The sequence below is a fragment of the Labrys wisconsinensis genome (genome assembly GCF_030814995.1).
In the GTDB taxonomy this organism is placed as follows: Bacteria; Pseudomonadota; Alphaproteobacteria; order Rhizobiales; family Labraceae; genus Labrys; species Labrys wisconsinensis.
On the sequence record NZ_JAUSVX010000001.1, the window covers coordinates 747,335 to 763,362 of the forward strand.

Annotated in this window: 14 protein-coding genes; 8 read left to right on the top strand and 6 right to left on the bottom strand. The window is 70.4% G+C overall.

Annotation, left to right across the window (positions count from 1 at the left end):
• Nucleotides 1-32: 32 nt before the first annotated feature.
• From cas9 to QO011_RS03395, 6 genes are all read right to left on the bottom strand, one after another.
• Complete coding sequence (cas9, locus tag QO011_RS03370) at nt 33-3,389, bottom strand: type II CRISPR RNA-guided endonuclease Cas9 (RefSeq protein WP_307267650.1); 3,357 nt, start codon at nt 3,387-3,389, stop codon at nt 33-35.
• 301 nt (nt 3,390-3,690) lie between these two features.
• Nucleotides 3,691-3,945 carry an AbrB/MazE/SpoVT family DNA-binding domain-containing protein gene (locus tag QO011_RS03375; RefSeq protein WP_307267653.1) on the bottom strand — a complete coding sequence of 85 codons (255 nt, stop codon included), beginning with the start codon at nt 3,943-3,945 and terminating at the stop codon, nt 3,691-3,693.
• A 144-nt stretch (nt 3,946-4,089) separates the two neighbouring features.
• Complete coding sequence (locus QO011_RS03380; protein WP_307267656.1) at nt 4,090-4,785, bottom strand: hypothetical protein; 696 nt, start codon at nt 4,783-4,785, stop codon at nt 4,090-4,092.
• 46 nt (nt 4,786-4,831) lie between these two features.
• Complete coding sequence (locus QO011_RS03385) at nt 4,832-5,566, bottom strand: hydratase (protein WP_307267658.1); 735 nt, start codon at nt 5,564-5,566, stop codon at nt 4,832-4,834.
• A complete protein-coding gene (locus QO011_RS03390) occupies nt 5,563-6,564 on the bottom strand; it encodes a Gfo/Idh/MocA family protein (RefSeq protein WP_307267662.1) in 1,002 nt (333 codons plus the stop codon). The genes QO011_RS03385 and QO011_RS03390 overlap by 4 nt, the downstream gene beginning before the upstream one ends.
• 32 nt (nt 6,565-6,596) lie before the next feature.
• On the bottom strand, nt 6,597-7,367 hold the full coding sequence (locus QO011_RS03395) for an SDR family oxidoreductase (protein ID WP_307267665.1): 771 nt from the start codon (nt 7,365-7,367) through the stop codon (nt 6,597-6,599).
• A 94-nt stretch (nt 7,368-7,461) separates the two neighbouring features.
• Here QO011_RS03395 and QO011_RS03400 point away from each other — a divergent pair, with 94 nt between their 5' ends.
• From QO011_RS03400 to QO011_RS03435, 8 genes are all read left to right on the top strand, one after another.
• Nucleotides 7,462-8,289 carry an IclR family transcriptional regulator gene (locus tag QO011_RS03400; RefSeq protein WP_307267668.1) on the top strand — a complete coding sequence of 276 codons (828 nt, stop codon included), beginning with the start codon at nt 7,462-7,464 and terminating at the stop codon, nt 8,287-8,289.
• A gap of 124 nt (nt 8,290-8,413) precedes the next feature.
• Complete coding sequence (locus QO011_RS03405) at nt 8,414-9,292, top strand: carbohydrate ABC transporter permease (protein ID WP_307267671.1); 879 nt, start codon at nt 8,414-8,416, stop codon at nt 9,290-9,292.
• A 9-nt stretch (nt 9,293-9,301) separates the two neighbouring features.
• Entirely contained in the window at nt 9,302-10,147 is an 846-nt protein-coding gene (locus QO011_RS03410) for a carbohydrate ABC transporter permease (RefSeq protein ID WP_307267674.1), read from the top strand.
• Between the two features lie 47 nt (nt 10,148-10,194).
• On the top strand, nt 10,195-11,502 hold the full coding sequence (locus tag QO011_RS03415) for an ABC transporter substrate-binding protein (RefSeq protein ID WP_307267677.1): 1,308 nt from the start codon (nt 10,195-10,197) through the stop codon (nt 11,500-11,502).
• Between the two features lie 60 nt (nt 11,503-11,562).
• A complete protein-coding gene (locus QO011_RS03420) occupies nt 11,563-12,303 on the top strand; it encodes an SDR family NAD(P)-dependent oxidoreductase (protein ID WP_307267681.1) in 741 nt (246 codons plus the stop codon).
• An 8-nt stretch (nt 12,304-12,311) separates the two neighbouring features.
• Nucleotides 12,312-13,379 carry a Gfo/Idh/MocA family protein gene (locus QO011_RS03425; RefSeq protein ID WP_307267683.1) on the top strand — a complete coding sequence of 356 codons (1,068 nt, stop codon included), beginning with the start codon at nt 12,312-12,314 and terminating at the stop codon, nt 13,377-13,379.
• Between the two features lie 16 nt (nt 13,380-13,395).
• Complete coding sequence (locus QO011_RS03430) at nt 13,396-14,199, top strand: sugar phosphate isomerase/epimerase family protein (protein WP_307267686.1); 804 nt, start codon at nt 13,396-13,398, stop codon at nt 14,197-14,199.
• Nucleotides 14,200-14,398: 199 nt separating this feature from the next.
• Nucleotides 14,399-15,961 (top strand): ABC transporter substrate-binding protein, encoded by a 1,563-nt coding sequence (locus QO011_RS03435; RefSeq protein WP_307267689.1) that lies wholly within the window; start codon nt 14,399-14,401, stop codon nt 15,959-15,961.
• Nucleotides 15,962-16,028: the final 67 nt, after the last annotated feature.

Below are 16,028 nucleotides of genomic sequence, written 5' to 3' on the forward strand. Positions count from 1 at the left end.
CACGGCCGGGACGCGCCGGCGGAGCCGCTCCATCACACGTTCGTCCGTCGCCGGCTCACGCGCCCGATCTCGTCCACCCGTACCGCCACGCAACCGCGCTGGCGCAGCTTGCCGATATTGGCGAAATCCCAGCGGAACGGATCGATCTCATTGTCGGTCCTGTGGCGCTTTTGCAGGTCGCCGCCCTCGCGGTGCTCGGCCAAGACCACGAGGTTCTGCTTCATCCACAGCTGCTGGACCGTCTTGACGACGCGCCCGCCGCGCTCGCTCTCCAGCTCCACCATATCGCCCTTGCGCAAGCGCATCACCAGCTTGCCGCCGAGCCTGTCGCGCTCCCATTGCGGCCGCCACCCCGGCCGGTTGACCTCGATCAGCGTGGCGGCGAACCCCTTCCAGGACCCGTCCCGCATCGCCACGATGTCGATATGGGCATTCTCGCCCGGCACCACCGCCTTGTAGGTCAGTCCGGTCTGGCGCTCGGTCATAGCGACGGCGCTGGCATCCTCCTTGCCGATGCGCACGCGCCGCAGGCCGTTCTCCGCGGCGAAGGCCGTAAGCGCGGCCTTGAACCCCTTCTCGTCGCTCATCTTGCCCGCGACGTCGCGAAACGGCGCCACCCGCTCCCGCAGCGATCGGCGCAACGCCGCGTCGCGCACGGCGTCGACCTCGCCTGGCGTCAGGTCGGCGACCGGCTTGCGCCGGACGAGGTTGCCGATCACCGCCGCCTCGGCGGGATCGCGTACCAGGCCGTAGGCGGTATCCTCGTGCAGGGCGCCGGCCGGATCGTGCTCCGGCTTGTTAGAGACCACGAACCGGACGAGCTGGTCCCGGACCGCGTCGCGAAAGCGCTCGAAGGGCCACGGCACCTGGCCGAGCACCGCGTCGTATTCCGTCGCCTCCGCCCGGCCCGCCTCCCGCGCCAGATGATTGAGCCAGCCGCGCGTCATCGCGCCGATGACGATGGCGTCGAGGGCATGGTGGCGATGGTCCGTGCGCTCCTTGCGGTTGTCGTCGGAGAGCAACGTGTTCAGCCCCCATTTGCCGCGCAGCAGCCCGACAAGCGTGCCCGGCGTCACATAAACGTCTCCATATTCCAGCCCACCCTCGCGGCAGCGCCGGACACAGGCATGGTGCAGATAGGCCCTGGCGAGACGGGAGAGATATCTGGTCTCGTTGAGTTGGCGGGCCAGGAAGCCGCTGTCGAGCCCCATCTCCCGCAGCTCGGCATCGTCGCTGCTTCCGGCTGCCCGTCCCTCGAACCGGGCCATGGCGTCGGGCTTGAAGCGCCAGCGCTTGCTCGGCGGCAGCCCCTCGGCCCGAGCCGCGATGTCCTGCCAGTCCGGCGTCATGCCGAACGCCTCGAATGGCGTCTTGCCGCGCTTGATGCGGTTCATGTCGCGGTAGCACAGCACCTTGTTCGCCGCGCTGTCATCCAGCGTGCGCGACCGCGGCAGAATGTGCTCGACCTCGATTTCGGCGCCGAACAGCTTCTCGAGGCCGATCGGCCGGCCGGAGAACGGGCATTGGGCCACGCCGCGGCCGGTGCGCTGCTGCTCCTCGAACAGCTTGAGCCGGGCCCGCGTCTCGCCGGTGCTGGGAATGCCGAGCGATTCGAGCTCTCGGGCCCGCCTGTCGTTCTCGGTCCGGTTCTCGCGGTTGCGCTGCTGCTCGCGCCGCCTCTGCTCCTCTGTCTGCTTCAATTCGCGCGCGAGCTCCACCACGATCTGGTCGGGGTGGCCATGCACGGCGACGAGCCGGTTGACCACGCGCCGGAGCTGGTTGAGGCCGATATGCACAGTGGGATTGTTGATCCGCCCCCAATATTTCGCGTCGTCTCCGGTGTCCTTCGGGTCCATCGAGCCCGGGAGCACGTGGCGCTGCAGGAGCTCGGCGTAGTAGGCCAGCGGCGGGATCCGCGCCGGCGCCGGCATGCCGCTGCGAATGTCGAGGTCGGAATGGTGCCAGTCGCGTCCGAGCCTCGCGCCGGCGCGCCGCACCGCCTCGGCATAGGGGACGACGAAACCGCTCTCGTCCCGTTGCGTCCGCAGCGCATCGAGGACGGCGGCATTGGCGGTCCGTCCGAGGCGCGAATAGCCCTCGGGCAAGGGAACGGCGGCGCAGGCCTCGGCAGTGGCCCGTGTCAGGCCGTTCTCCGCCATCAGCCGTGCGATCAGCGCCTCTTCGTCCACCACGTCGATAAGCTTGGCCACGAAGGCGTCCTTGTCCGCCAGCGGCAGCCCGCGCCAGGCGGGGCCATAGTGGTCGTCCTTGGCCAGGATCCGGTTCGTTCGCAACCCCGTCAGCTCGCTCTCGCCCGTCTCCTCGATGTTGATCTTCACATCGCCGCCGAGCTTCAGCGCCTTGCGCATCTTGACGAAGGTCAGCCTGTCCTCGTTGAGGAGGACACTCGCCAGCACATCGCGCTCCTCCGGCCGCAGCGGCCGGTCGGCCATCGGGCCGGTGCTCAAGCGCAGATGCGCCAGCCGCTCATAGATCTCGCGGGCCTGCACGGAGGGGAACGCCTTGGGCGCGCGCTCCTCGTCGGGCACGAAGGTGCAACGCCCGACCGGCGGCGGCTCGAGAGGGCGCTGGCGAAACAGGATCGCGCGGATACAGTCGCGAGCCTGCGGCGTCAGCAGAGAGGGATGGTGCACGGCCTGGCGGCGCCAGAGCTCGTCGAACTCGTCGGCGACCATGTCGCGGGTGGGATAGAAGGCATAGAGCGCCTTGGCGCCCTGGCCGTCGAGCCGGATGCGCGTGGGCAGGCGCAGGCGCGAGGACCGCAGGTCGGGCTTGCCGGACCGGCCGGCCTGCTCCACCGCGGCAGACTTGCGCCGCAGTTCCGGGTTGCGATGCCGCAGCCACAGGAACTCGCCCAGGGTTCGGCTGCCGGTCGCCCGCAGGCCCTCCCGCAACGCCTCCGCCGCCTGGCGGATCTTGCCTTTCTCGCCGTCCTTGCGGTCCGCCCGGCGGTTCGACCTGAAGCCCCGGCGCTGGTTGAGATGGAAGATGGCGCGCCCCAGCTCGTGGGGCGTCAGCGCCTCGTCCAGCGCCTTGGCGCGCAGGAGATAGGGATCGAGGCCGGAAAGCGCACCTCGCTGCACCGCATCGGCCGGCATCAGGCCAGCATGGATCAGAGCCGCCGACAGCTCGTCGCGCCGGAGGACGAAACGATCGCGCCGCTTGCGGGCCTGCCTCGGCCCACGCCGCATCTCCGCCAGCGACTTGCCGTCCTTCGGATTGCGGCCGTCCTTGAACAGGCGCACGCCGGCATCCAGCAGTTCGAGCGGCGCGTCGGGACCATAGACGCCATGGAGATCCGGCCCCGTCCGCCAGACGGCCCAGCCGATCGAGTTCGTTCCGATGTCGAACGCAAAGCGTGTGCCCATTCCGCATGTCCCCCGGCTCGTCGGAAATGGTGCCGTCTTCCCCAACGGCATGCAAGGCCTTGCGCCTGGTTCGGCCGGCCTCTACTATCTCCGCGTTCTAGCAAGGAACGCGGCGTGGCCTCTCCGTTAACAAGGCTTCATGCCACCAGATGGGGGCGGGCTCCGGTCCGCCCCTTTTCTTGTTGAAAGGACGAGGGGACGTTACGGGTGCGCCACCCGAGATCACGGCCATGCTCTCCTGTTCAAGCGGCCGAGGGTGGGATCGCGGTCGACGTGCCAGATCTCTCTGCGCCGCATCGCCTCAGACCGCCTCGCATCCGACGGGGCCGTCGCCGAGCCAGGCGCGATCCTCGTCCGAAGACGGCGCCGCCGGATCGCAGCGCGCCAGCAGCTCGTCGAGCGTGTAGCGCTTGCGGGCCGGACGCATCACCAGTTCGTCGCCGCGCACGACGGTATCGACCGCCGTATCCACGCCGACGCCGAGTTCGTCCAGCAGCGCCGGCGGGATCGCCGGCATCAGCGATCCGCCGACCTTGCGCAGCTTTGCAGTGGTCATCAAAGCCTCCTGAGTTACGCGGAGATATAACCCAGGAGGCTTCTCCGGTCAGGGTCGGAGGTCCACGGAGCCCCGCCTTCGCACGGCCGAGACCAGAGCCCTCGGCCGTATCGCGCAAAACGCAAGCGAAATCGCCCGGCGTGCTCAGACGGCCGGCGCCTGGCAGCCGCTCAGGATGTCGAACTGCAGGCTGTAGAGGCCGCGCGCCGCGCCGAGGGGCAGCACGTCGCCGAACACGCCATCGCCGAGCGGGCCGGCGAGCGCCTCGCGCACCGCTGTTTTGACCGTGCCTTCCAGCATGACGACCCAGCGCGGCACCGCGTTCTCGGGCCGTCCGGCCTGCTCGGCGGTCTTGGCCGTGCTGGCGCCGACATCGGCGCGGCAGACATGGGCGGAGACCAGCCCGGGCGTTTCGCTCAGGCTTTGCAGCGCCGTGGTGAGGCGCTGCATGGTCCGCTCGTCGGCGGCCGGATCGCTGTCGAAGCGCAGCGTGCCGAGGAAGCCGCCGGACCCGGCGCCGCGGCTCCATTCGGTGGTGCAGAGCGAGCGCGCCACGTTGCGGAAATGCCTGACCGATTCGCGCGTCCAGGGCGTCGGTGCATCGAGGCGGGCGCGATAGGCGCTGCCGCTCAGCACGGCGGGGTTCCGCACCTCGTAGAGCGTGAAATAGAGCGGATCGCCCTCGCCCGGCTCGGCCACGTAGCGGCGGCCCCGCAGGAAGCCGTCGATGCCCACGCGCTCCGGCATATGCTCGCGATTGTGCCATTCGTAGAAATTGGCACGGCCCTCGTCCGTGATGTCGTTCCAGATGGCGACCACGCCGGCTCCAGCCAACGCCATGACATACCTCCCTGCAAATCCGCGCCGGCCCGACCGGGCCGTGCCGTCACCGCTCTCCCGATGGGCTGCGGAAGACGGCGGCGACGCAGCCTCCGCCCTCGAAGCAGCCGCGATAGGTCGCACCGGCCTCGACGGCCGGCGCGCCGGTGAACGATCCGGTGATGACGAACTGGCCGGCCCTGAGGCCGCCGCACGCGTCCTGCCGGGCATTCGCCCAGGCGAGCAGCGCGGCCAGAGGATCGCCGTGGGGATGCGGGCCGGCGGCGATCTCGCGGCCCTCGCGCGTCAGGACGGCGCGGGCCGGCATGCCGGCGCCGACATCCGCCGGCGCCTCGCCGACGACCAAGCCGGCATTGCCGAGCCGGTCGGCCAGGAAGGCGGCGAAGGGGACGGCCGGCGGCTCGCCCAGCCGCGCCCCGACGATCTCGAAGGCCGGATGCACCGCCGCGATCGCCGCCACGATGTCGGCGCGGGCATAGGCGGTCGCGGGCGGCAGGTCCTGCCCGAGCCGGAAGGCGAGCTCGGTCTCGATCCGCGTCGTGCGCCCGGGGGCGGCCGTCAGAATCGCTCCCGACGGCGCAACGGCCGTGATCGGGGCGGCAACGGGCTCGCCGCCGACGAGCGCCACCTTCCAGCCGAGCACCGGCGTGCCGCGGGCCGCCAGCACGGCGGCCTGGACGCGGTAGACCTCGGCCGGCGTCAGCACCGGCAGCTCGCCGGGGGCACCGCCCGCCTCCGCCGCGAGCAGCGCGTCGCGGGCACGCGTCACCGCATCGGTCACGGGCCCGTCTCCACTGCGACGACCTCGCCGCCCCGCCGGGCGGAGCGATAGCCGGCCTCGACCACCGCCAGGGCGTGCGCGGCCTCGGGCAGGCCCGCGATCGGCGGACGGCCGTCCGCGAGGCGGCGCAGCGCCTCGTCCAGGAACGCGGGATAGAAGCGGTCGGTCTCGTAGTCGATCGTCCCCCGCTCCGCCTCCGGCCGGCCCGGCCGCTTGACGGCGAGGCGGTCGGCATAGCCCTGGAAATAGGCGTCCCGATGCGCCACGGAAAAGCTGAACTCCCGCTGGTCTCCGGCCGTGTTGGGATAGAGATATCCGGTGGTGACGCCGGCGATCTGGCCCGAGGCGGTCGCCAGGGTGAAGACGGCCAGCTCCTCCACGTCGGCGTCGGCGCGGAAGCGCTGGGTGCGCCCGCCGACCGAGACGACCGGCGAGCCGGTGAGGACGCTGACGAGGTCGTAGAAGTGGACGCCGACATTGATGGCCGATCCGCCGCCGGCCTGGTCGGCCCGCAGCATCCACGGCGCGGAGGCCTCGTAGCGCGAGAGCGGCCCCGGGACGAAACGGAACGACAGGTGCTGGAATCCCGCCGGATCGAGCGCGCCGCCGTCGGTCAGCCGGACCGGCAGATCGCTGACCCGCAGGATGAACGGCACGGTGACGAAGACATGGCTTTCTCGCGCCAGGCGGTCGAGCCGGCGCACGGCGGCGCTGGTCAGGCCGCAGGGCTTCTCGATCAGGAACGGGCGCCGCCGCTCGATCAGGGCCTCGGCGACGGCCGGCATGTCGACATGGCGGCTGAACACCAGGGCGAAGTCGAACGACGCCGCGAGCAGGTCTTCCCGCGGGACCAGCGGACAGCCGAAGCGCCTGGCGACCGCGGGACCGGCGATGCCCTCGCCGTCGCAGACCCCGACGATCTCGATGCCCGGCCGCTCCAGGGCGGGGACATAGAGCGGGAAATGCCAGTGGCTGACGTCGAACAGGGCAAGACGCATGCGAAACTCCGATTGATGGGCCACGCCGCCCGTCAGTCCATGTAGGAGCCGCCGTTGACGCTCACGGTCTCGCCGACGACGTAGCTCGCCGCGTCGGACACCAGGAACAGGGCAACGGCCGCGATCTCCTCCGGCCGGCCGAGCCGCCCGGCCGGGATGCGGGCGATGGTGGTGGCGCGCATGGCCTCGCTCATCCCGTCCGAGAGCTCGGTGGCCACCAGGCCCGGCGCCAGGGCGTTGACGTTGATGCCGTGGGGCGCGGCGTGCATGGCCAGCGACTTGGTGAGCCCGACGATGCCCGCCTTGGCGGCGGTGTAATGGGCATTGCCGATGAAGTCGCCGCGCTTGCCCGCCACCGACGAGATGTTCAGGATCTTGCCGGAACGGCGTTCCCGCATGTACGGAAGCACCGCGTGGCAACAATTGAAGGCTCCGGTGAGATGGACGCCCAGCATCCGCTCCCACTTGTCCGGCGTGATGTCGTCGAAGCCGACGAAATCGCCGATGCCGGCATTGTTGACCAGGATGTCGAGGCGCCCATGCGCGGCGACGATGCCGTCGATCGCGGCGTGCACGGCGTCCGACCGGGAGACGTCGAAGGCGGCAGCGGCAGCCCTGCCGCCGTCGGCGCTGAGGTCGGCGGCGCAGGCCTCGGCCGCCACCGCGGCGAGATCGTTGACGACCACCAGGGCGCCGGCTCCCGCCAGCGCCGCCGCCATGGCCCGCCCCAGTCCGCGGGCGGCGCCGGTGACGAGGGCGACCCGGCCTTGCAGCAGCGTGGGTCCGAACGGGGCGTGGGGCATGGGCACTGACCGGCGGCGGGCGGTCCGGCATTTGCGCCGGAGCGACCGCGGTGTTAATGAAATGATGTTCCACTAGCGAGGCTAGAGTGCTCCGATGCGTCTTGTCAAATCCCTCGTCGAGCGCTGCTTCGATCTGATCACGCTCCTGAGCGAGCAGGCCGAGACGCTGCCGCTCGGCGAGATCGCCCGGCGCCTCGACCTGCCCAAGAGCGCCACCCACCGCCTGCTGGCCACCTTCTGCGAGCTCGGCTGGGCCGAGCAGGATCCCGCGACGGGGTTCTACCGGCTGTCCCTGCGCCTGGCGATCACCGGGCAGCGGCTGCTGGTCGGCACCCGCATTCCCGACATCTGCCAGCCGGTGCTGGACGAGCTCGCCCGCGCCACGGAAAGCCTCGGCCGCCTCGCCATCGCCGGCGCCGACGGCCTGACCTGGATCGCCCATTCCCAGGGCGCCCGCAGCGGCCTGGTCTACCAGCCCGAGCTGGTGGCGCGCGTCCCGCTGCACGCCACCGCCAATGGCAAGGCCTGGCTCGCCACCCTTCCGCGCAACGAGGCGCTGCGCCGCGCCACCGAGAGCGGCCTCGGCCAGCCCGGCATCGGCGGCCCGCGCGCCATCCGCACCCGCGAGACCTTCTCGGCCGCCCTCGACGAGACCGCCGAGCGCGGCTGGGCCATCGCCCAGGAGGAAGCCGAGCCGGGCGTCGGCGCGATCGCCGCGCCGATCTTCCAGGCCGGCATCGCCGTCGGCACGGTCAGCATCGCCGGCCCGATCCACCGGTTCGCCGAGCCTGCCCTCGCCCGGATCGCGGCGCAGGTCTGCGACACCGCCCGGCGCCTGTCGGAGGTCTGGCCCTATCGCGTCTCGCTCGTCGGCCCGTCCTCGCCCGAGCCGGCCGTTCCGGTGGCGGTTGACCAGCCTTGATTATCGGAATAACGTTCCATTAGTGAAGATCGGCTGCGGCGCCGACATGAAGGGAAGCGGCGACGGGATGGGTGGCACGACCATGTCTGCATCGGCTCGGTTCACCCCCGGGGAGACCCTTCCCATGGCGACGGGCGGCCGCCGGGCGCGGCACCGCCCCATGCCGCTCCTCTGGTTCGTGCCGGTCCTGGCCCTGCTCGGGCTGGTCACGATCTACCCCGCCGCCTTCGTCGTCTGGATGAGCTTCCAGAAGACCAATTATTTCCAGCTGCAGGGCTTCGTCGGGCTCAGCAACTATGTCGACGTGCTCGGATCGGATTCGTTCTGGAGCGTGGCGACGATCTCGCTGGTCTATCTCGCCGGCTCGCTCGTCCTCTCGCTCGCCGTCGGCGTGGCCGTCGCGCTCCTGTTCAACGCCATCGGCACGACCGGCGGCGTCCTGCGCGTCCTCACCCTGTTTCCCTGGACGCTGTCCATGGCGGTGGTCGGCTCGATCTGGCTGTGGATGCTGAACCCGTCCTTCGGTCCGGTGGCCTATTTCCTCGGCGAGGCCGGCCTCTCGCCGGGCCTGATGCTGGGCGATCCCGATCTGGCCCTGGCCCTGACCATCCTGGTCACGGCCTGGTGGTCGTTCCCCTATGTCATGGTCATGGTCACCGCCACGATCCAGTCGATCCCCGCCGAGCTCTACGAGGCGATCGCCATCGACGGCGGCAATGCCTGGCACCGATTCCGCTATGTGACGCTGCCGCATCTCGTGCCGACGCTCGGCAGCACCGGGCTGAACCTCGCCATCATCTACCTCACGCTGGTGACGCTGCTGATCGTGCTGACCGGCGGCGGCCCGCTCGACGCCACCACCACGCTCAGCCTCGAGATCTTCCGCGGCACGGTGCAGAGCGTCGACATCGGCCCGTCCGCCGTCCTGTCGGTCGTCGTGCTGGCGATCAACATCGTCCTGGGGGCGATCTACACGCGCCTCACCGGGCGGGTCACGGGATAGGAGCGCGCCATGTCGTCGTCCATGTCGGCCCGCCCGCTGGCCGGCCTCGCCCAGCGCGGCCTCGGGCTCCTCGTCGCCGCCGTCGTGCTCGGCCCGATCGCCTGGGGCCTGGCGACCTCGCTGAAGACCGAGGTGATGGCCGTCGCTTTGCCGCCGACCATCATCCCCTCCCCGCTCACCTTCGAGAACTATCTCGGCGTCCTCGCCTATCAGGGCTTCCTCCTCGAATTGTGGAACTCGACGCTCTACGCCGTCGGCGCGGTGCTGGTGGCGCTGCTGGTCGGCATTCCTGCCGGCTATGCCGCCTCGCGCTTCGATTTTCCGGCCAAGAAGCTCGTGATGATGGTGATCCTGGCGACGTCGATGGTCCCCGGCGTCGCCGTGCTCGTGCCGACCTACTACGTGCTCGACGCGTTCGGCCTGCTCAACGACCGCTTCGTCATCGTCGTCCTGCTCGCCGCCCGCGTCGCGCCGCAGACGGTGTGGTTCCTGCAGAACTTCATCGACGCGGTGCCGATCGAGATCGAGGAATCCGCCGCCCTGGACGGGGCGAACCGCCTGCAGATCCTCACCCGCCTGGTCCTGCCGCTGATCAAGCCCGGCATCGCGGCGATCGCCGTCATCGGCATCGTCACCATCTGGAACGACTACATCACCGTGGCCGTGTTCGCGCCCGATATCGGCAAGCGCACCCTGCAGGTCGCGCTCGTCAACCAGGTCTTCGACGCCGTCGGCATCTCCTGGTCCTACATGATGGCCTTCGCGATAATGGCCTCCCTCCCCGTCATGATCCTGTTCGGCCTCGTCCAGAAATGGTTCGTCGCCGGCCTCACCGCCGGAGCCGTCAAGGGCTGAGGCATCGGCTGCCGGCGCAATCTCAACAATCCATCGGAGGAACGCACATGTCTGGCATGGAAAGACCGGCACGCCTGGGCCTTGCCCTGGCGGCGGGGCTGGCCGTCGCCCTCGCCGGCGGCGCCGGCGCGCAGGAGGCCGGCAAGGTCGAGATCGTCTACGCCACCTTCCTCGACCCGACCAACACCAAGGATCCGCGCGCCGCGGCCCAGAGCCGCATGGTCGAGGCCTTCGAGAAGGCCAATCCCGGCATCACGGTGCGGGTGGAGGTCGATTCCAACCAGCAGGCCAGCATGCGTGCCTTGCGCAGCCGGGCCGGCAGCCCGGACGTGTTCCGGGTCAACAACTTCAACGCCCCGGAATTCGTCGCGACCGGCTCCGTGCTGCCGCTCGACGATCTCATCGCCCGCGACAAGGTCGACATGAAGGACTGGCTGCTCCCGCTGGACGCGGCCAAGATCGACGGCAAGCTCTACGGCATGCAGCAGGATTTCCGCATCCCGATCCTGATCTACCGCAAGAGCCTGCTGGAGAAGGCCGGCGTCACCCCGCCGCGCACCTTCGAGGAGGTCTGCGAGGCCGGCGGCAAGCTCAGCAAGCTCGGCACCGTCATCGGCTATGCCGTGCCGCTCGGCACCAGCGGCGGCCTCGGCGGCGCCCAGCCCCTGGCCGAGAACATGTTCTCCTCGATGGCCACCGAGACGACCGGGCACTATTTCGCCGCGGACGGCAAGGCCATGACCATCGATCCCGACCAGCTCCTCAAGACGCTGCGCACCATCAAGGATCTCTACGGCAAGTGCGGCGCCACGCCGAAGGCCAGCGTCCAGTTCGGCTACAACGAGGTGCATGACGGCCTGCGCGCCGGCAACGTCGCCATGGCCACCTACGGCCTGTTCCGCTTCCGGGCGATCCAGCAGGGCGGCGCGGGCGAGGATCTGGCCTGGGCGCCGCCGCCGGCCTTCGCCCCCGACGGCAAGATGGCTGCCTACGGCTACACCGTCGCGGTCAACGCCAACACGGCGCAGAAGGAGGCCGCCTGGCAGTTCGTCAAGTTCATGGGCAGCCCCGAGGCCCAGGCCATCGCGGCCGAGGGCGGCGAGGTGGTGGCGCGCGCCTCGGTCTACGAGAACGCCCCGCTGTTCAAGACCCCGGACGGCCAGCGCCAGAAGGAATGGGCCCAGCTCATCGCCAGCCGCGGCCAGTTCCTGTCCTATTCCATCGCGCTCACCGCCTTCCACCAGGTCATCGGCGACGCGGCGCAGCGCATGGTGCTGCGCGACATGTCGCCCGAGGACGCCCGGAGCGCGATCGAGAAGGGCTACAAGGACGCCCTAGCCAAGGCCACCCGCTGAGCCGCCGTCCCGGTCCGGCCCGCCCGGGCCGGGCCTCCCCCATCCCCACGGAGACCCGCCATGTCCCAGGACCTTGCCGGCCAGACGGCCGTGATCACCGGCGGCGTGCGCGGCATCGGCCTCGGCGTCGGGCTGCACCTCGCCGGGCGCGGCTGCGCCGTCGCGCTCTGGGACGTCGACCCCGACGGCTTCGATCCCGATGCGGCGGGCTTCGCGCCGGCCCTGGTCGAGCGCGTCGACGTGGCGGACGAGGGCGCCGTCACCCGCGCCGCCCGCGCGGCCGAGGCCCGCCTCGGGCATGTCGACATCCTCGTCAACAATGCCGGGATCAACGGGCCGGTCCGGCCGGTGGCCGACTATCCCCTGCGCGAGTGGGAGCGCGTGCTCGCCATCGACCTCACCGGCGTGTTCCTGTGCTGCCGGGCCCTGGTGCCGGGCATGGTCGGGCGCGGCTATGGCCGCATCGTCAACGTCGCCTCGATCGCCGGCAAGGAGGGCACGCCCGGCGTCTCCGCCTATTGCGCCGCCAAGGCCGGCGTCATCGGCTTCACCAAGGCGCTGGCGCGCGAGGTGGTGACCGCCGGCGTGACGGTCAACGCCGTCACGCCGGTCATGGCCGAGACCGCGATCCTGGCGGAGATGACGCCCGAGCACATCGCCCTGACCAAGGCCAAGATCCCGATGGGCCGCCTCGTCACGGTCGAGGAGATCGCCGCGACCATCGGCTGGGCGGCGAGCCCCGCCTGCAGCTTCACGACGGGCGCCGTGTTCGACATTTCCGGCGGCCGCGCCGATTATTGAGGAGAGCCATGACCGCCCCGCTGCGCGTCGCCGTCATCGGCGCAGGCTATATCGGCCGCCGGCATGCCGACTGGCTGGCGGCGCATCCCGGCTGCGTCGTCGCCGGCATCGCCGATCCCGCCGACGCCGCGCGCGAGCACTGCGCCGCGCGGGGGATCCCGTGGTTCGCGGATTTCCGCGACCTCATCGGCCGCGCCGACGCCGCCGTGGTGGCGGCGCCGAACGCGCTCCATCTGGCCGTCGGCCTCGCCTGCCTGGAGCATGGCCTGCCCGTGCTGGTGGAGAAGCCGCTCGCCGACACCGCCGCGGCGGCAACGGCCTTCGCCGCCGCGGCGCGGCGCTCCGGCGTGCCGGTCCTGGTCGGCTTCTACCGCCGCCACGGCGCCGTGCTGCAGGAGGCCCGCCGGCGCATCGCCGCCGGCGACCTCGGCCGGATCGTCACCGCGAGCCTGCGCCTCGTCTTCCTGAAGCCCGACGTCTATTTCGAACCCGCCTGGCGGCGCAGCCCCGGCGGCGGGCCGCTGCTGATCAACGCCATCCACGACATCGATGCGCTGCGCTACCTCCTCGGCGAGATGACCGGCGTCCAGGCGGTCCTCGCCAACGCCGCCCGCGGCTTCGCTGTCGAGGACAGCGGCGCGATCCTGATGACGTTCGAGAGCGGCGCCATCGCCACCGCCATCCTGTCCGACAGCGTCGCCTCGCCCTATTCCTGGGACATCAATGCGGCGGAGGACAGCGTCTATCCCGCCTATGGCAAGGACGTCTACCTCATCGGCGGCACCGCTGCCTCGCTCGCCCTGCCGGAGCTGCGGCGCTGGTCCTATCCCGGCGAAAGGGGTTGGACGCAGCCCCTGGCGGAGGAGACCCTGCCGGTGGCGCCCGTCGATCCCTACCGCGCCCAGTGCGCCCATTTCATCCGCGTCGCGCGCGGGGAGGAGGCGCCCGCCGTCACCGCCGAGGATGCCGCCCGCACCCAGATCGTCGCCGAGGCGATCCGCGAAGCGGCCGAGACCGGCCGGCGGATCGATCTCGCCCCGCGCTTCGCCGCCCTGGACGACGCCCTCGCCGCCTGATCGGGACCGGACCATCATGCCCAGCTTCGCCCTCGCCCCGCTCACCTTCCTCGCCTGTCCGCCGCCCGAGCTGGTGACGCTGGCGGCCGGCGCCGGCTACGACCATGTCGGCCTCCGCGTCCTGCCGGCCTCGCCCGGCGGCCTTGCCCATCCGCTGGCGAGCGATCCGGCCCTGCTGCGCGAGACGCTGGCGCGCATGGCCGCCACCGGGGTCGGCGTCTTCGATCTGGAGGTCATCCGCATCGGGCCCGGGTTCCGCCTCGCCGACTGCACGGCCCTCCTCGAACTGGGCGAGGCGCTCGGCGCCCGCGCCGTCGTGGTGGCCGGCGACGATCCCGACGAATCCCGTCTCGCCGCCGGCTTTGCCGCGGTCTGCGAGGCCGCCCGGCCCTTCGGCCTCACCGCCGACCTGGAGTTCATGCCCTGGACCTGCGTCCCGACGGCGCGGGCCGCGCTGCGCATCGTCGAGGCCGCCGCCGAGCCCAATGGCGGCGTGCTGGTGGACCCGCTCCATGTCGCGCGGTCGGCCACGACCCTCGCCGACATCGCCGCCATTCCGGCCGGCCGCCTCCACTACGCCCAGATCTGCGACGCCCCGGCCGCGGCGCCGGCGACCGTCGAGGGCCTGATCCTCGCGGCGCGCTCCGAGCGGCTGCTGCCGGGCGAAGGCGACATCGACCTCGCCGGCCTGTTCCGCATCCTGCCGGCCGGCCTTCCCGTCAGCGTCGAGGTGCCGACGACGAGCCGCGCCCATCTCGGCCGCGAGGCATGGGCGCACGCAGCCCTGGCCGCCGCGCGCAGCGCGGTTGCTCCCCGCTGACGACGCGCCGCCGCGAGAAGCGTCAGCAACGCAATTGTGGAGCGGCAGGTATCAGGCCCCGCAGGCATCTGTTCTAGAGTTTCCCCGGCCCGCCGAAGGAGACGGCGGCGGCCCTCGACAGCCGCATGGCTCTGCCGTGCCCCGGCACCGGCGACGGGTTCTTCAAGAATCTCCGACCATCCATCCAGGGGAACGACAGATGATCAATCGGAGAGACCTCATGCTGGGCGCGCTGGCGGGTGCCGGCGCCTTCGGCTTCGGCCGGGTCAATCCCGACTTCCTCGTCAATTCGGCCTTCGCGGCGGAGGGACGCACGCTGCGCTTCCTCGGCGCGGAGGCGCTGACCGGCAACTGGGACCCGACCACCCACACCAATCTCGGCCAGCTCATCGTCGAGGGCTTCGTCTTCGGCTATCTCACCCGCGCGCCGATGCGGCCGGAAAAGCCCGACGAGCTGGTGTTCGAGCTGGCGGAATCCTTGACGCCGGTCGATGCCTTCACCCTTGAGGTGAAGCTGCGCCAGGGCATCAAGTTCCACGACGGCACGCCGTTCACCTCGGCCGACGTCAAGGCGACCTACGAATATGGCTCCCAGCCCGACCGGCCGGCGCAATGGTATCCCGGCCCGGTGACGGTCGACATCGTCGACGACCATACCTGCCGCATCAACACCAAGGCCCACGGCTATCCCGCCGCGCTCTACTATTACCTCTCGTCCTTCCTGCCGATCATGGCGGCCAAGGACGTCGCCAACAAAGCCCAGCTCTCGGCGCGGATGAACGGCACCGGCCCGTTCAAATACGTCGACCAGAAGGGCGACACCACGATCCTCGCCGCCAATGCCGACTTCTTCCTCGGCGCGCCGAAGATCCCGGGCCTGGAGTACCACTTCGTCGGCGACACCACGACGCGCACCCTCTCCCTGCTCAACGGCGAGGCCGACATCATCGAGCGTCTGGAGCAGGAGCAGGTCGAGACCATCGCCAAGGACGACAAGTTCGCCATCCACAAGGCGGTGTCGGTGGAGAACAAGTACCTGTTCTTCCGCTGCTCCAAGAAGCCGTTCGACGATCCGCGCATCCGCCTCGCCGCCTGCCACTCCATCGACCGCAAGCAGGTGCTCGAGGTGCTCGGCGTCTCCGGCACCTGGTCCAAGGCGCATATCTCGCCGGTGAAGTTCGGCTATACCGAGGTGGCCGACTATCCCGAATATGATCCGGACAAGGCGCAGGCCCTGCTGGCCGAGGCCGGCTTCCCCAAGGGCGAGGGCCTGCCGGAGCTGACCTACTACACTTCGGTCGGCTTCTACCCCAAGACCAAGGAATATGCCGAGCTGATCACCGGCATGCTGGAGGAGCAGGGCTTCAAGGTGAACCTGCAGACGCTCGAGGTCGCGGCCTGGGGCAACCTGCTCTACGACAAGCCCGGCGGCGGCGAGGGCAACATGATCGACTGCGGCTGGTGCACCGGCTCGCCGGAGCCGGACCTGGTCATCCGCACCCATTTCCATTCCTCGTCCAAGCGCATCACCGGCATCGTCGACAAGGATATCGACGCGGTGCTGGACAAGGAGCGCAACGCCGCCTCGATCGAGGAGCGCAAGACAATCCTGCAGGAGGAGACGCTGCCGACCCTCGCCCGCAAGGCGCCGGCGCTGGCCCTGTTCACCTCGGTCTTCATCCACGCCTACAGCAAGAAGCTCGACGGGCTCTACATCTATCCCAACGGCATGCAGGACATGAGCAAGGCCACCCTGGCGTGAGCGATTCCGGAGCCGGCATGGCCGGCTCCGTCTCTTTCTCCGGGTGACGCGCAGGACAATCCGGCCT

Bases quoted from the DNA above. Each gene is read 5' to 3' on its own strand.
- cas9 (WP_307267650.1), bottom strand. From the start codon at position 3,389: ATGGGCACACGCTTTGCGTTCGACATCGGAACGAACTCGATCGGCTGG.
- QO011_RS03430 (WP_307267686.1), top strand. From the start codon at position 13,396: ATGCCCAGCTTCGCCCTCGCCCCGCTCACCTTCCTCGCCTGTCCGCCG.
- QO011_RS03380 (WP_307267656.1), bottom strand. From the start codon at position 4,785: ATGGCGTTGGCTGGAGCCGGCGTGGTCGCCATCTGGAACGACATCACG.
- QO011_RS03410 (WP_307267674.1), top strand. From the start codon at position 9,302: ATGTCGTCGTCCATGTCGGCCCGCCCGCTGGCCGGCCTCGCCCAGCGC.
- QO011_RS03395 (WP_307267665.1), bottom strand. From the start codon at position 7,367: ATGCCCCACGCCCCGTTCGGACCCACGCTGCTGCAAGGCCGGGTCGCC.
- QO011_RS03375 (WP_307267653.1), bottom strand. From the start codon at position 3,945: ATGACCACTGCAAAGCTGCGCAAGGTCGGCGGATCGCTGATGCCGGCG.
- QO011_RS03420 (WP_307267681.1), top strand. From the start codon at position 11,563: ATGTCCCAGGACCTTGCCGGCCAGACGGCCGTGATCACCGGCGGCGTG.
- QO011_RS03425 (WP_307267683.1), top strand. From the start codon at position 12,312: ATGACCGCCCCGCTGCGCGTCGCCGTCATCGGCGCAGGCTATATCGGC.
- QO011_RS03435 (WP_307267689.1), top strand. From the start codon at position 14,399: ATGATCAATCGGAGAGACCTCATGCTGGGCGCGCTGGCGGGTGCCGGC.
- QO011_RS03390 (WP_307267662.1), bottom strand. From the start codon at position 6,564: ATGCGTCTTGCCCTGTTCGACGTCAGCCACTGGCATTTCCCGCTCTAT.
- QO011_RS03400 (WP_307267668.1), top strand. From the start codon at position 7,462: ATGCGTCTTGTCAAATCCCTCGTCGAGCGCTGCTTCGATCTGATCACG.
- QO011_RS03405 (WP_307267671.1), top strand. From the start codon at position 8,414: ATGGCGACGGGCGGCCGCCGGGCGCGGCACCGCCCCATGCCGCTCCTC.
- QO011_RS03415 (WP_307267677.1), top strand. From the start codon at position 10,195: ATGTCTGGCATGGAAAGACCGGCACGCCTGGGCCTTGCCCTGGCGGCG.